This window comes from Rhizobium sp. NLR16a (assembly GCF_017948245.1).
In the GTDB taxonomy this organism is placed as follows: domain Bacteria; phylum Pseudomonadota; class Alphaproteobacteria; order Rhizobiales; family Rhizobiaceae; genus Rhizobium.
The window spans coordinates 257,823-270,887 of the sequence record NZ_CP072869.1; the positions used below are offsets into that span (position 1 = coordinate 257,823).

The window sequence follows — 13,065 nt, forward strand, 5'->3', positions numbered from 1 at the left end:
AGCGGCCCCTCCTCTACCAGCTGGAACGCGGAACACAATCATCGTCAGCTCGGCGAATATCGGCAGGTTGTTTTTGGCCGATAGCCGCGACCACGTTTTTGCTTCAACAGCTCAAGGAACAAGCGAACCGCTTCCTCCTCCCGTTCGAACACATGCTGCTTTTCCTGTCCACGCTTGCCGATCTGTCCCCATCGCCGGGTCAGGCAGGCCTCTCCGAACATCGTCTGCCCGATCTCCATGGCATAATACCGCGCCATGTTCTTGGCTGGATCCGTTCGTTCGACATAGAGCTGGTATGGTTGCGAAATCATGCCGGCATGATCCTCACACGGCGCCGCTACGTCCAACGACATATGTGAATCCTACAGATACGACCGATTCATTTTCGTGAAGAATGGGGCTTGGGCGAGGCGCCGATGGCGCACGGCTCTGGTCGCACCGCGACCGGAGCCCGCACGCGGCCTCCGCGCCGCCGGGTTACGATCCTCTCGCAGCAAGAAGCATGCCTCTGCGAAATCTCATTGTCCGGAGACAGCCGGAGCCTCCCGTCGCCATCGGAGATGGCAAGCGGTCGCGTCCCTTCAGGACGCGGTTCTATCTCTGACGTCCCATTTTGCACCCGCCGTTCCGCGTCAAGGACATCGCGGCCCCTCCAATTTCCCCAGCGCCGCAAGCGGCACAGAGAAAATCGGTTCCTCCGCTCGCCGCAGCGCGGCCGCGTTCCGCGGTCCCTGACCCGTCACGGGCTACAGTGCGGACACCTTTCGTCAGAAACGAAAAGGAGACCCTGATGACAAAGCATCAAATCACTCAGCCGGTTGGAGACGACCAGAAGCTGCCGGTTCAACAGCCGGATTGGCTTGAAAGTTTGCGCGGAAATTTCGATGCGGAAGTGCGTCTTCCCGCCGATATCTCGCGCGAATTTCTGTCTGCGGCGCTGCTTTGGGCAATCGACAACAAGGTCGATTTCGGATTGTTCCACGAGGCCGACGAGATCATCATTGCGCATTTTGGCGGTGATGAGATCTACCTCCCGTCGCGGTGGTCCGACAAACGATGGCACATCGGCCTCGAGGACAGAGAGCCCTTCTTCGATCCCGCGGATTGAGGTCCAGACTCGAGGCGGCTTGCCGCCTCTGGTCTTTGTCTTACCCTATGAGCCCTTCCAGCCGGATCGACCGAGCCGAGCGGCTATGAAAGGGGGGCTCTGCCGCCCCTCTCAATCTCACCCCATGAAGGAAGGGCAATGCCCCTCCTTCAATCTAACTCTAATGGGAAAAGGGGACGTTTCGATCCTCCCTCCCCAAACCCCTATCCCTCTCCCGTGCAGGAAAAACGATGATGGTGTCACAGGCCCTGCACCATCCGTGTCGCGCCCCATCCCATGACCGCGCGAGGCCTTCCTTGATCAAAACATCGCCCAGCGAGTTGCCCGCGCGAGACACGGTTCGCAGTTTGCGTCCATACTTGTCTTCGTCACGGAACCCGGCAGCCAGAGAGAATTTTCCAGCGTTGAGCAGCGTCAGCAGGCGGGATTTTGCCGCCTCACCCTTTGTCCGTTCCGCCTCGCACCGGGGCGGGCTGAGTTCAGGCGTATCGATGTCGGCGATGCGGATTTTCTCGCCGTTGAACCAGAATGTGTCGCCGTCGACGACGCAGTTCGCTCGATGGCTTCCGTCGCACATCGAAAATGCGGTCGACAATGAATCCGTCGTCGGTTCTTGGCCAAAGTGGCGAAACCGGGGAGAGCGTCGGCGCCGCCATAGGCAAGCCAACCTCCAAAAGCAATGATCACGGTGCATAGAACTGCCGTCGAGCGTTTACGCCATCTGTTCCGGCCAGATCTCAGCAATCCTCCACCCGCGCGCTGCCGATCGCGGCCGCCTCCGGCCTTCGTGCGGCTCTCTGAACGGAACCACATTCGATTTCGCCACTATCCGATCCCTCGTTTCGCCTCACCCTATGTCTGACTCGGTTTCATCTGCGTTTACGGAGGAGCTTGGCTCCGGGCTGCGGTGTGGCCGGCAAAATGGTGCGCGAGGGGCGGGGAGCAGTCGATCCCGCCTCCCCTTCGTGCCACTATGTTGAGGCTCCTGCGGCTGCCCTGTTTTCCTCCCGTCACGCAACGAGAATTCCCGAAATCTCGCCCGTCGGGCGTCGCTATGCTGATTTCTCCGATACTCTTCATTTTCCTGGATCAGCCTTGCTTGTTTGCACTGCGCGCCGGCTTGGATCATGCAGTTGGCGTATCGCCGATCATGTGAAACCTGTTCGTGCCGACGCATGCCTTCATGTCGCCGCGCCGGAACCAGATAGCTCGTCCGCATCGGAGCGGCGCGTTTCCTGGGGTGAACACGATCTGCTCGTCGGCACGCATGCGCAGGACTTCGTGGGGCTGGATGAGTGGTCTGGCAGCCAACTGCTTCGAGCGCGTTCGCGATGATCCCTTCGCTTGGAAACTGCGGCTCACCTGGTCGATCTCGACCGTGGTCATGCCGCAGCGTCGGGAGATGTAATCGGCGGTCTCGGGATCGTTGATCGCGGCAAACGAAATCCAGCTGGCACTCTCGAACCACTTGCTTGCCGCGTCGCGACCGCCATAGGTTTCGCGCATCTGGCCGATCGACTGATAGATCATCGTGAGCGTGATGCCGTATTTGCGGCCGGCGTCGCGCGCGGTCTCGATGATCCGCATGTAGCCGAGGCGGGCGACCTCATCGAGGAGAAACAGCGCGCGCCCCTTTATTTGTCCGTCGCGATTGTAGATCGCATTCAGAAACGAGCCGATGATGACCCGCGCAAGACCCGAGTGGGTCTCCAAGGTCTTGAGGTCGATGTTGATGAAGACGTCGGTGTTTCCCGCCGCGATGTCGCTGGTCGAGAATTTCTTTCCCGACACGAGGGCGGCATAGTTCGGATAGGAAAGCCAATGTGTCTCCTTGACCGCATTGGCATAGACGCCAGAGAAGGTTTCCTGCGTCATGTTGACGAAGGCTGCGACGTTCTCCTTTACGAAATCCGAGCCGGAATTGTCGTAGATGTCTTGGAGCCGCTTGCGCAATGTCGGCTCCGGCTCCGAGAGATTCATGCGCACCTGCCGAAGCGTCTGCTCCTTCTCGTCCGTGTGACCGGACAAGCAGACATCGGCGATGAGTGCCGTCAGCAGCTGGAGCGCCGATGCGCGAAAGAAGTCGTCACGGACACCACGCGCGCTACCGCTGTCGCTCATGATCCATGAGGCCACTGAGGCAATATCCTCTTCCTTGGTTCCGCCGAAACGGCCGACCCAATCAAGGACGTTAAAGCCAGTGGCCGGCTTTCTGGGATCGAGAATGAACACGTCCCTTCCCGCTCCGCCGCGATGCCCGGAGACCATCGGTGCGACCTCGTTCGATGGATCCAGCACGATCAGCGTGCCGCCCCATTTGAGTGCCGTCGGGATCGTCACCGACGTCGTCTTGAAACCGCCGGAACCGGCAAAGACGATCCCGTGCGACGAGCCGAACGAGCCATCGAAGCACAGCAATGGCGACTTGCCACCGACGCCCCACGTCTCGGCGCTATCGGCTCGAAACGCTTGGCTCCCGACACTGTCCTTGTCGACCCGATAGCGCTCGCCGATGACGATACCACCGGCATCGGGAAACAGCTTTGCTGCCTCCGTCAGTTTCATCCAATCCGCTTCGCCATGGAGCGCCCGCTTGCCCTGAATGCGTTTTGGCTCGGCCCTTGCGAATGCCGCATTGCCGATGAGCACGACGCGGAGTGCGAAGCAGGCACACATCAGTGCTACGCCCGCTCCGATCGCCGTCGCTGGATCGAGAAAGGCCAAGACCGTCTTGTCGGCCGGTACCGACTTCATGAAAGAGGAAAGGCGCATTGTTTCACGGACTGCTGCGATCAGGATCGTCCCACTCGATCCCGCGACGACGCCCCAACCTGCCTGCTTGATATTGATCGAACCGGCGGTCGCGAACAGGGACAAGATTCCGACCGCGGCACTTGCGAGATAGGGAAGCGCGATCCCTGCCCGCCCCCATGCTAGTCGCGCGGCCTCGGTCTTACCGATACCGGAAAGCCACTGCTCGATCCCGGTCATTCCGATGACGACCAGGATCATCAATGTCCCCGGTACGACGACGAGCGCAATCCTATTGATCGTCATTGCCGAAGGCCTCCACGCCGATTGCCGTGAGCCTGGACCGCTCGGTATCGTCACTCTTGATGCGGCGCGCTGCATCGATCAGCGCGCCCAGCAACAACGCTCGCTTCTCGTAGCGCAGCCCTGCCTTGACGATCAGGCCGCCGAGCTCGATCTTTTCGCGCGTGTCCTTCTTGCGGGTGTCGGATGTCATCGTCCTCGCCATGCGCTCAAGCCTTGCCAGCGCTGCCCGCGCCCGCGCCAGACGCGTCCGCCGCGATCGACGCTTGTCCGCTGCTGTCGCCGGCGCCCTTCGTCCCTCCGGTCGTAGTGCCCTGCCCTCCGCGAAATCGCTTGGTCAGTTGCTCAAAAGCTGCCTGAAGTTCCGCCTCGTCGATTTCGATCTCGCCAAGGCCCGCCTTGAGCGCGATGCGGCCGATGCGTTCCGCTTCCCTGGTCTCGGCGAGTTTGAGCTGTTCCTGCAGCTTGGCGATTTCGTCGCGAAGTTTCGCGGATGGCTTCTTCATGTCCGTCTGTCTCCCTGGCTGCGAAAGCTTGTCTTTCGAACCCAGTTTCCGGAACTTAAGTAGCGAACGCACTACTGTGAATCCTACAATCGCCAAGGGCGATGCTTTCGGGAATGATCCCGGCCGTTCCGAAGGAGCGGCTTCCAAGGGCGCAATTATACGTCGCTGATGCGACGCCCTTGCTTGAGGCCTGGTCAGGCCTCCCGCTCCCGACGAACTCATTGATTTCGTACGCAACCGGGAGAGAACTCCGCCGTGGCCGTCCCTCACTTCTCCGTCAGCGTCGTCGCCCGTGGCGCCGGCCGCAGCGCCATCCTGTCGGCGGCCTACCGTCACTGCGCCAAGATGGAGTTCGAGCGGGAAGCGAGGGTCATCGACTACACGCGAAAGCAGGGCCTCCTGCATGAGGAGTTCGTCATTCCGGTAGACTCGCCCGAATGGCTGCGTTCGATGGTCGCCGATCGTTCGGTCGCCGGCGCATCCGAGGCCTTCTGGAACAAGGTGGAGGGGTTCGAGAAGCGGTCCGACGCGCAGCTCGCCAAGGACATTACCATAGCCCTGCCGCTCGAGCTGACGGCTGCGCAGAACATCGCGCTCATGCGCGACTTTGTCGAGCGGCACATCACCGCGAAGGGCATGGTCGCCGACTGGGTCTATCACGACGCGCCAGGCAATCCGCATGTCCACCTGATGACGACGTTGCGCCCACTCACCGAGGACGGATTCGGGTCGAAGAAGGTCGCGGTACTCGGCCCGGACGGCAAGCCGATCCGCAATGACGCCGGCAAGATCGTCTATGAGCTTTGGGCCGGTAGCACTAAGGATTTCAATGCGTTTCGCGACGGCTGGTTTGCCTGCCAGAACAAACATCTGGCGCTTGCCGGCCTCGATATCCGCATCGATGGCCGTTCGTTCGAAAAGCAGGGTATCGACCTCGAGCCAACCATTCACCTCGGCGTCGGCGCCAAAGCCATCGAGCACAAGATCGAGCAATCCGACCACAAGTCGGAGACCTCGACTCCCAAACTCGAACGCATCGAGCTTCAGGAGGAGCGCCGCAGCGAGAACGCCCGCCGCATCCAGCGTCGTCCGGAGATCGTGCTCGACCTGATCACGCGGGAGAAGAGCGTCTTCGACGAACGCGATGTTGCGAAGGTCTTGTATCGCTATATCGACGATGTCGCTCTGTTCCAAAGTCTGATGGACCGCATTCTGCAAAGTCCGGAAGCGCTCCGGCTCGAACGCGAGCGAATCAACTTTGCGACAGGTATTCGGACACCCGCGAAGTACACCACGCGCGAGATGATCCGCCTTGAAGCTGAGATGGCCAATCGCGCGATCTGGCTCTCCGGTCGCGCCTCTCTTGGTGTGCGCGAGGCGGTTCTGGAGGCGACCTTTGCGCGCCATTCCCGTCTGTCGGACGAGCAGCGAACGGCGATCGAGCATGTCGCCGGGGCCACGCGGATTGCTGCTGTCATCGGCCGCGCCGGCGCCGGCAAGACGACGATGATGAAGGCTGCGCGCGAGGCGTGGGAAACGGCCGGCTATCGTGTGGTCGGCGGAGCGTTGGCTGGCAAAGCCGCTGAAGGTTTGGAGAAGGAAGCTGGCATCGTTTCCCGCACGCTGTCGTCGTGGGAACTGCGCTGGAATCAGGGCCGTAACCAGCTCGACGACAAGACTGTTTTCGTACTCGACGAGGCGGGCATGGTGTCGTCACGGCAGATGGCGCTGTTGGTCGAAACTGCGACCAAGGCCGGCGCCAAGCTCGTCCTTGTCGGCGATCCGGAACAACTGCAGCCGATCGAAGCGGGCGCCGCCTTCCGTGCGATCGTCGATCGCATCGGCTATGCCGAACTCGAGACTATCTACCGCCAGCGCCAGCAATGGATGCGCGACGCCTCGCTCGATCTGGCGCGTGGCAAGGTCCGCAAGGCTGTCGATGCCTACACCGCCCATGGTCGAATGATTGGTTTGAGACTGAAGGACGAGGCCGTCGAAAGCCTGATCGCAGCTTGGGACCGGGACTACGACCCTTCGAAGACCAGCCTGATCCTCGCACACCTTCGCCGCGACGTCCGAAAGCTCAATGATATGGCCCGCGCCAAGCTGGTCGAGCGTGGCGTCGTCGCACACGGATTTGCGTTCAAGACAGAGGACGGAACCCGCATGTTTGCGACCGGCGATCAGATTGTGTTCCTCAAGAACGAGGGCAGCCTTGGCGTCAAGAACGGCATGCTCGCAAAGGTGCTTGAAGCCGTAGCTGGCCGGATCGTTGCGGAGATTGGTGACGGCGAGCACCGCCGTCAGGTTACGATCGAGCAGCGCTTCTACAACAATCTCGATCACGGCTATGCGACGACGATCCACAAGAGCCAAGGCGCGACCGTCGACCGGGTGAAGGTACTTGCTTCCCTGTCGTTGGACCGGCATCTGACCTATGTGGCTATGACTCGCCATCGTGAGGATCTCGCCGTCTATTACGGCAGTCGCTCCTTCGCGAAATCCGGCGGCCTCATCCCGATCCTATCGCGCCGAAACGCCAAGGAGACGACCCTCGATTACGAGAAGGCGTCGTTCTATCAGCAGGCTCTTCGCTTTGCCGAGGCCCGCGGCCTGCACCTCATGAATGTCGCCCGGACGGTCGCGCGCGATCGCCTCGAATGGACCATTCGGCAGAAACAGAAGCTGGTCGACCTCGGCGCCCGTCTTGCCGCAATTGCAACGAAACTTGGTTTCGTCGGCAACTTCAAAAACTCCCCAATCCAGAACCCGATCAAGGAGGCCAAGCCCATGGTGTCAGGCATCACCACCTTCCCGAAATCGTTCGAGCAGGCTGTCGAGGACAAGCTCGCCGCCGACCCCGGCCTCAAGAAACAATGGGAGGGCGTTTCGACCCGCTTCCATCTCGTCTACGCACAGCCGGAAGCCGCCTTCAAGGCAATCAATGTCGATGCGATGCTCAAGGACCAGTCGGCCGCGCAGACCACCCTCGCAAGGATTGCTGGTGACCCCGAAAGCTTCGGTGCGCTGAAGGGCAAGACCGGTCTTCTTGTCAGTCGCACGGACAAGCAGGATCGTGCAAGAGCCATCGCCAATGTGCCGGCGCTCGCCCGCAATCTTGAACGCTACCTTCGCGAGAGGGCTGAGGCCGAACTGAAACATGAGACGGAGGAGCGGGCGGCCCGACGGAAGGTTTCGGTCGATATCCCAGCGCTCTCGCCAGCGGCGAAGCAAACACTCGAACGCGTGCGCGATGCGATCGATCGCAACGATCTTCCGGCCGGGCTCGAATACGCGCTGGCAGACAGAATGGTAAAGGCTGAACTCGAAGGTTTCGCGAAGGCTGTGGCCGAGCGTTTCGGCGAGCGGACCTTCCTGCCACTGGCTGCGAAAGACACTGATGGCAAGACCTTCGAGACCGTCACGGCGGGTATGACCGCCGGACAGAAGGCCGAGGTCCAGACCGCCTGGAATTCCATGCGAACTGTTCAGCAACTTGCTGCTCATGAGCGAACGACCAAAGCGCTCAAGCAGGCCGAGACGCTGCGTCAGACGAAGAGCCAAGGGCTCTCTCTGAAATGACCGATTTGATCGAATCGCGCCGGGCGATGACCACCCAACGACAACGAGCTGCCGTGATCCTGTCGGCGGCGATGTTCGCCGCTGTCGTGCTGGTGGCGACTGCGCTGGTCGGCGGTTACCGCATCAATCTGACACCGAGTGAGCCGCTCGGCCTGTGGCGCATTGTTCCGCTCCATCGCCCGGTTGCTGTCAATGATTTGGTGTTCATTTGCCCACCGGAAACTGCGGAAATGCGGGAGGCGCGAGCCCGGGGCTATCTTCGTTCCGGTTCATGCCCGGGCGGCGTCGCGCCGCTGATCAAGACGGTGATCGCCGTTTCGGGACAGCATGTCGAAATCGGCGTGTGCGTCAGCGTCGATGGGCGATTGATTGCCTCTTCCAACTTCGCGCCACGAGATGGGAAGGGTCGGCGACTGATGCCGTTTCCGAGCGGCGACATACCGCCGGGATATGTCTTCCTGCATTCTGCGTTTCCCGGCTCCTACGACTCCCGTTACTTCGGCCCGTTGCCCGCTTCGGGCATTCTCGGCCTCGCGCAGGAGGTCCTCACCCTTGCGCCGTGATCAAGCTCAGTCGGTTCTGCTGACTATCGCCTCGATCGCGATCGGCCTGGTGGGCTGGAGCGGCAATGTGTTGCTCCTTCCTGTCGCGTTAGGGTTTCCTGTTCTATGGTCGTTGGCGCGGACGAGATTGCTGGCGGCGCTTGTCTCGGCCGGATACTTCCTGGCCGCGTCCCGTGGTCTGCCACAGGGCGTAGCGGCCTTCTATTCGTCCGATATCTGGCCGGGCTCGTTGCTCTGGCTATGCGCGTCCATGAGCTTTATCATCGTGCATGCCATCCTCTGGACAAAGCACGTTGGCGCTCGTCCGTTCCGCTATCTCCTTGCGGTCGTCATCATGGCGATCCCGCCGTTCGGTGTCACGGGCTGGGCGCATCCTGTCACCGCTGCGGGTGTTTTGTTTCCGGGATGGGGATGGTGGGGACTTGGGCTTATGACAGCTGGCCTTGCGGGCCTCGTAACCCGCATTTGGCCAGCTGTCGCCATCGCCTTGGCTGGCTTTTGGCTGTGGTCCGCCGCAGTCTGGACCGACCCGAAACTACCGCAAGCCTGGCGCGGCGTCGATCTGGAGTTGGGCGTTTCGCTTGGTCGTGAAGCCGGTCTTCAACGGCAGCGTGACATGATTGCAACGGTGCGTGGCGCGACCGGCGATGGCGCCCTCTATGTGGTGCTGCCGGAAAGTGCGCTCGGCTTCTGGACGCCGACCGTAGAGAGGCTTTGGACAGACGTCCTCCGCGACGGCGATGCGACAGTCATCGCTGGCGCCGCGGTGATCGATGCCGGAGGCTACGACAACGTCCTTGTCGCGATCGACAGGAAGGGCGGCCACATTCTCTACCGCGAGCGCATGCCGGTTCCCGGATCGATGTGGCAGCCGTGGCGATCCGTGTTCGGGGAGCGCGTCGGCGCCAAGGCCGATTTCTTCGCAAACCCGGTCGTTTCTGTCGGTGCCAGCCGTGCAGCCCCTCTGATCTGCTACGAGCAACTGATCGTTTGGCCGATCCTGCAGTCCATGCTTGACGATCCTGATCTTGTCGTCGCCGTGGGAAACGGTTGGTGGACTGATGGGACGTCGATCGTCGCCATTCAGCGCGCCGCTGCCACTGCATGGGCAACGCTCTTCACAAAACCGCTTGTTATTGCCTTCAACACCTGACTCTCTAGGAGACACCATGCTCGACCCCGCCCTGATAAAAGAATGCGCGGACCCTTCCCTCAAGCCCGCGCTCATCGAGCAGTTCGTGATGGCAGCGGGCTCGGATGATCCCCTCGCCGTTACGGTCAAATCGGGCGGCCGATTGATCCTCGTTCCGAAAGCCAGAACGGCGGACGAGGCAATGGCGATCGTCCGGCAATTTGCTGATCAGGCCGTCGTCCGCGTCGGCCTGACGCAGTTTCCCGCTGGGGTTGGAGCCAAGGAAGCGACCGATTTAAAGCCAGGTTTGGTCGACTCCTGCCAGAACCTTCGCAAAGGCACGGCGATGTTCGCCAAGGTCCTTAGGATCGTTGCGAAATGGTATGGCAACCCCACGAGCAAAGATGTCTTCCCGCAGATTTTCGAGGATGCGATTTACGCATGGAAGACAAGTGAGTTTGAGGGCTTGAGCGTGTTTCAGGCGGAGGATCCTGGCATACCCATCGAAGCGCCGCAGCAAAGCGATAAGGAAGTGGATGGCGAGGAAGCGACGCCGAAAGACTTACAACCAGAGACGATGCAGGATGTTAGGCATGCGGGGATACGGATCGATCTTTCCCGCATTGGTCAACAACAGCGTTGAGTTCACCTCGCATTGGCGAGGCATGTTCCGGCCAAGCCAAAGTTTAGGCGACTCCAAAGCATGAAATTAATGCCCTTCCAGATGCCTCGTCCGCGGTTGTAATGGGGGCGAGCCAGTAAAACCCGCGTACTGACGGGTTCCAGCTATGAAGTTGCCCGACAAAAACCCGACAGGATCTGAATTCTGCTCGCTGAGCCATGAACTCGCGTGGTTGCGACCAAACCGCTCATTCGTCCAGCCTCGCAGCCGCAACCGCGTGCGGCATCAGGAATGTGGCAATCTGCGCGATGACGTCGATCAGATCGCCAGGATTGTGTGCAACGCCTTCAATGAAAGCACGCCATTGTCGCTGCTTTTGCTGGTCCTTGGCAAAGGCGTCCGTTAGGGCGTCCGGCAGGTCAATGGGGATCGGTGTCTCGCGGCGATCAAAGGTAGCGGCTATTGCGCGCGCCAGCCGATCATCGCTGAAGTCGAAAGACCTGCTGAGGATCCAGATGTCGTAGAAATCCTTCATGCGGCTGTTTACTCGCCCCAGCATCACCATTGCCTGGAACTTCTCGGCAATGACCGTTTCTCGCGCATAGGCCCGAAGCCGCGGCATCGGAAAATCGAGCATGGAAGGATAATCCAAAACCTCCACCCCAGGCTCAAGCGCATCGCCAAAACCGATGTCGATGGTCAGGTTGATCCGGGCTCCGCTGATCGAAGCGATCACCCGCAGCCTGAGCCCACCATAATCCAGTGCCTCGCGAATACGATCCACATGCAGCGTATCAGCGTCGAACGTAACGCCATCGTCGGCCTCTTGCGCCAGAATTTCCCGAAATGTCTCAAGCATCGGGTCCGGACTCGGATCACCGAAACCCAAAAGATCCAGGTCGCGCGTGCCTCGGTGCGGATTGTCGAACCAACTCATCATCAACATCGCCCCTTTTAGAACGAAGCGATCGGCGTGGGGCGACTGGCTAAGCCGGAACAATAACCGTTCAAGGGCGAAACGCGTCAGGACGAGATCGAAGCTTTGCCCGCTTGCCTTGGCGAGTTGCAACAGGCGGGCGCGCACCGAGGCGCCGACGTTTCTGATTTCTTTAGCCATTGGCGGTCAGCGCCTCGAGATACGGCCGGATCACAGAGCCAACGCCACCGCGTTCGGCCTGGTTGGCGATTTCGCCAGGAGTAGCCCTTCGTTGCCGCAGCGCCTCCTGCAGCCCTTCTATCGCTACCGAAAGGCCGATCTTGTTGCGATATCGAAAGCAATCGGCAATTGTCTTGGCGATTCCAAAGACCCTCACAGGAACGCCTTCAATGATATGGGTTTCGACGCTGTCGTTGAGAAGGCTGTCTGTGAAGCGCACGATGCGCACAGCGGGGGCTTCCAGCTTCGGCGGCCAGTCCTTACGGCCTATGGCAAGCCAGATTTGTCCGGGGAGCTGATCTGTCAGGCTGTGAAATGCCAATGCCGAAACGAGGCAGATAACGGCTTTGGGCGCGCGTTTGGCAACCTCCGCCAGGCTGTGGCTGGCGTCGAGCTGCGCATCAGGAAGTTGATAGAGACCGCGGGCAAGCCGCAGCACTTCACCATCTCGTTCCATTCGGCTCATGGTGGCAGCCGTCACCCCTGCGTTCCGCAGTTCGACGAAACGTGCTATTCCGCGCTCGGTTAGCACGGTCCGAGCGATTTGGCGTTGCGTGACTGAACTGGGCATTGATATAAAAGCTCGGAGAATAGGATCTATTATCCTAGAATTTGTATCACAATCCCTGGGGCCGAGAAAGCCCTCGCATTATGAATTCTTCACCACGACTAATTGCCTCGATGGACAAAGTTGACAATTCTAGTGGTCGCCTGGAGTAAAGATGTAGCTTGCGGCGAGGTCCACCATGCGCGCAGTGAGAGCCGGATAACCCTCGACGATCTCGTCTGCGGCAGCGCCTTGCAATTTCATCGCAGCGATTGTTCGGACTCGAGAGGAGCACAAATCTCAATTCCACTTGGCTTGCTTCGACGATTTCCCGTTGTCTCGGGCCGGATTGAAGCTGCTGAGATCCCAGATTATGCGCCTGTTTGCGTACTCACTTGGGTCTCACCAATCGGTCGCACTAATTCGACGTGGCTGACATCTAATGCTTGAGCCAGTTCATAAATCGTAATCACAGTTGGGTTGCGACGACCTCGCTCCAGGCTACTAAGATATTGCTGGCTGAAACCAGAACGCGCCTCGACCTCTTCCTGTGTCAGGCCTTTCTCCCGACGCAGGCGGGCAAAATTCGAGCCGACCAGTTTGCGCATGTCCATGCGCCGAAAGATCGCCGTTTACACACTCGGAGTTTATCAACTAAAGTATGTAAAGCTCCTTCCCGTAAATGCCGGCAAATGCGGGCGGGTAATGGGTTTAGTTGTCGATAAAGCATCAGCACGTTGTCTGTAACTCAGAGATTTCGGATGTAACGGTGTCCCATTTGATGTAGGCGAACCT

12 protein-coding genes and 2 pseudogenes are annotated in these 13,065 nt (G+C 60.0%); 5 read left to right on the forward strand and 9 right to left on the reverse strand.

Annotation, left to right across the window (positions count from 1 at the left end):
• Positions 1-44: 44 nt before the first annotated feature.
• On the reverse strand, positions 45-353 hold the full coding sequence (locus tag J7U39_RS28200; RefSeq protein WP_210633079.1) for a WGR domain-containing protein: 309 nt from the start codon (positions 351-353) through the stop codon (positions 45-47).
• A gap of 437 nt (positions 354-790) precedes the next feature.
• Here J7U39_RS28200 and J7U39_RS28205 point away from each other — a divergent pair, with 437 nt between their 5' ends.
• Complete coding sequence (locus tag J7U39_RS28205) at positions 791-1,108, forward strand: hypothetical protein (protein WP_210633080.1); 318 nt, start codon at positions 791-793, stop codon at positions 1,106-1,108.
• 247 nt (positions 1,109-1,355) lie between these two features.
• On the opposite strand, the pseudogene J7U39_RS28210 reads toward J7U39_RS28205, so the two are convergent.
• The 4 genes and pseudogenes from J7U39_RS28210 to traC form a co-directional block, all read right to left on the reverse strand.
• Positions 1,356-1,795: pseudogene (locus J7U39_RS28210) on the reverse strand (thermonuclease family protein); the annotation flags it as partial.
• Between the two features lie 438 nt (positions 1,796-2,233).
• The gene (gene traG / locus J7U39_RS28215) at positions 2,234-4,165 is read right to left on the reverse strand and encodes a Ti-type conjugative transfer system protein TraG (protein ID WP_210633081.1); all 1,932 of its coding nucleotides are present in this window, start codon (positions 4,163-4,165) and stop codon (positions 2,234-2,236) included.
• The gene (locus J7U39_RS28220; RefSeq protein ID WP_210633082.1) at positions 4,152-4,367 is read right to left on the reverse strand and encodes a type IV conjugative transfer system coupling protein TraD; all 216 of its coding nucleotides are present in this window, start codon (positions 4,365-4,367) and stop codon (positions 4,152-4,154) included. The genes traG and J7U39_RS28220 overlap by 14 nt, the downstream gene beginning before the upstream one ends.
• Before the next feature lie 4 nt (positions 4,368-4,371).
• Positions 4,372-4,668: a conjugal transfer protein TraC gene (traC, locus tag J7U39_RS28225; protein ID WP_210633083.1), complete on the reverse strand. Its 297-nt coding sequence runs from the start codon at positions 4,666-4,668 to the stop codon at positions 4,372-4,374.
• A gap of 255 nt (positions 4,669-4,923) precedes the next feature.
• Between traC and traA the strand changes: the two genes are divergently transcribed.
• The 4 genes from traA to J7U39_RS28245 are packed head-to-tail and all read left to right on the forward strand — an operon-like array spanning position 4,924 to position 10,588.
• Positions 4,924-8,250 (forward strand): Ti-type conjugative transfer relaxase TraA, encoded by a 3,327-nt coding sequence (gene traA / locus J7U39_RS28230; RefSeq protein ID WP_210633084.1) that lies wholly within the window; start codon positions 4,924-4,926, stop codon positions 8,248-8,250.
• A complete protein-coding gene (traF, locus tag J7U39_RS28235; protein WP_210633085.1) occupies positions 8,247-8,813 on the forward strand; it encodes a conjugative transfer signal peptidase TraF in 567 nt (188 codons plus the stop codon). The genes traA and traF overlap by 4 nt, the downstream gene beginning before the upstream one ends.
• The gene (locus J7U39_RS28240; RefSeq protein ID WP_210633086.1) at positions 8,803-9,966 is read left to right on the forward strand and encodes a conjugal transfer protein TraB; all 1,164 of its coding nucleotides are present in this window, start codon (positions 8,803-8,805) and stop codon (positions 9,964-9,966) included. The genes traF and J7U39_RS28240 overlap by 11 nt, the downstream gene beginning before the upstream one ends.
• A 16-nt stretch (positions 9,967-9,982) precedes the next feature.
• Positions 9,983-10,588 (forward strand): TraH family protein, encoded by a 606-nt coding sequence (locus tag J7U39_RS28245; RefSeq protein WP_210633087.1) that lies wholly within the window; start codon positions 9,983-9,985, stop codon positions 10,586-10,588.
• A gap of 226 nt (positions 10,589-10,814) precedes the next feature.
• On the opposite strand, the gene J7U39_RS28250 is transcribed toward J7U39_RS28245, so the two are convergent.
• The 4 genes and pseudogenes from J7U39_RS28250 to J7U39_RS28260 form a co-directional block, all read right to left on the reverse strand.
• Positions 10,815-11,684, reverse strand: a complete 870-nt coding sequence (locus tag J7U39_RS28250) for a nucleotidyl transferase AbiEii/AbiGii toxin family protein (RefSeq protein WP_210633088.1) — start codon at positions 11,682-11,684, stop codon at positions 10,815-10,817.
• Positions 11,677-12,294 carry a type IV toxin-antitoxin system AbiEi family antitoxin domain-containing protein gene (locus J7U39_RS28255; RefSeq protein ID WP_127431473.1) on the reverse strand — a complete coding sequence of 206 codons (618 nt, stop codon included), beginning with the start codon at positions 12,292-12,294 and terminating at the stop codon, positions 11,677-11,679. The genes J7U39_RS28250 and J7U39_RS28255 overlap by 8 nt, the downstream gene beginning before the upstream one ends.
• A gap of 46 nt (positions 12,295-12,340) precedes the next feature.
• A pseudogene (locus J7U39_RS32030) lies at positions 12,341-12,552 on the reverse strand (hypothetical protein); the annotation flags it as partial.
• Positions 12,553-12,641: 89 nt separating this feature from the next.
• Positions 12,642-12,884, reverse strand: coding sequence for a helix-turn-helix transcriptional regulator (locus J7U39_RS28260; protein WP_087002841.1), 243 nt, complete (start codon positions 12,882-12,884; stop codon positions 12,642-12,644).
• Between the last annotated feature and the right edge of the window lie 181 nt (positions 12,885-13,065).

Excerpts from the sequence above, each read along its gene's own strand:
- J7U39_RS28200 (WP_210633079.1), bottom strand. The coding sequence starts at position 353 with ATGTCGTTGGACGTAGCGGCGCCGTGTGAGGATCATGCCGGCATGATT.
- J7U39_RS28205 (WP_210633080.1), top strand. The coding sequence starts at position 791 with ATGACAAAGCATCAAATCACTCAGCCGGTTGGAGACGACCAGAAGCTG.
- traG (WP_210633081.1), bottom strand. The coding sequence starts at position 4,165 with ATGACGATCAATAGGATTGCGCTCGTCGTCGTACCGGGGACATTGATG.
- J7U39_RS28220 (WP_210633082.1), bottom strand. The coding sequence starts at position 4,367 with ATGGCGAGGACGATGACATCCGACACCCGCAAGAAGGACACGCGCGAA.
- traC (WP_210633083.1), bottom strand. The coding sequence starts at position 4,668 with ATGAAGAAGCCATCCGCGAAACTTCGCGACGAAATCGCCAAGCTGCAG.
- traF (WP_210633085.1), top strand. The coding sequence starts at position 8,247 with ATGACCGATTTGATCGAATCGCGCCGGGCGATGACCACCCAACGACAA.
- J7U39_RS28245 (WP_210633087.1), top strand. The coding sequence starts at position 9,983 with ATGCTCGACCCCGCCCTGATAAAAGAATGCGCGGACCCTTCCCTCAAG.
- J7U39_RS28250 (WP_210633088.1), bottom strand. The coding sequence starts at position 11,684 with ATGGCTAAAGAAATCAGAAACGTCGGCGCCTCGGTGCGCGCCCGCCTG.
- J7U39_RS28255 (WP_127431473.1), bottom strand. The coding sequence starts at position 12,294 with ATGCCCAGTTCAGTCACGCAACGCCAAATCGCTCGGACCGTGCTAACC.
- J7U39_RS28260 (WP_087002841.1), bottom strand. The coding sequence starts at position 12,884 with ATGGACATGCGCAAACTGGTCGGCTCGAATTTTGCCCGCCTGCGTCGG.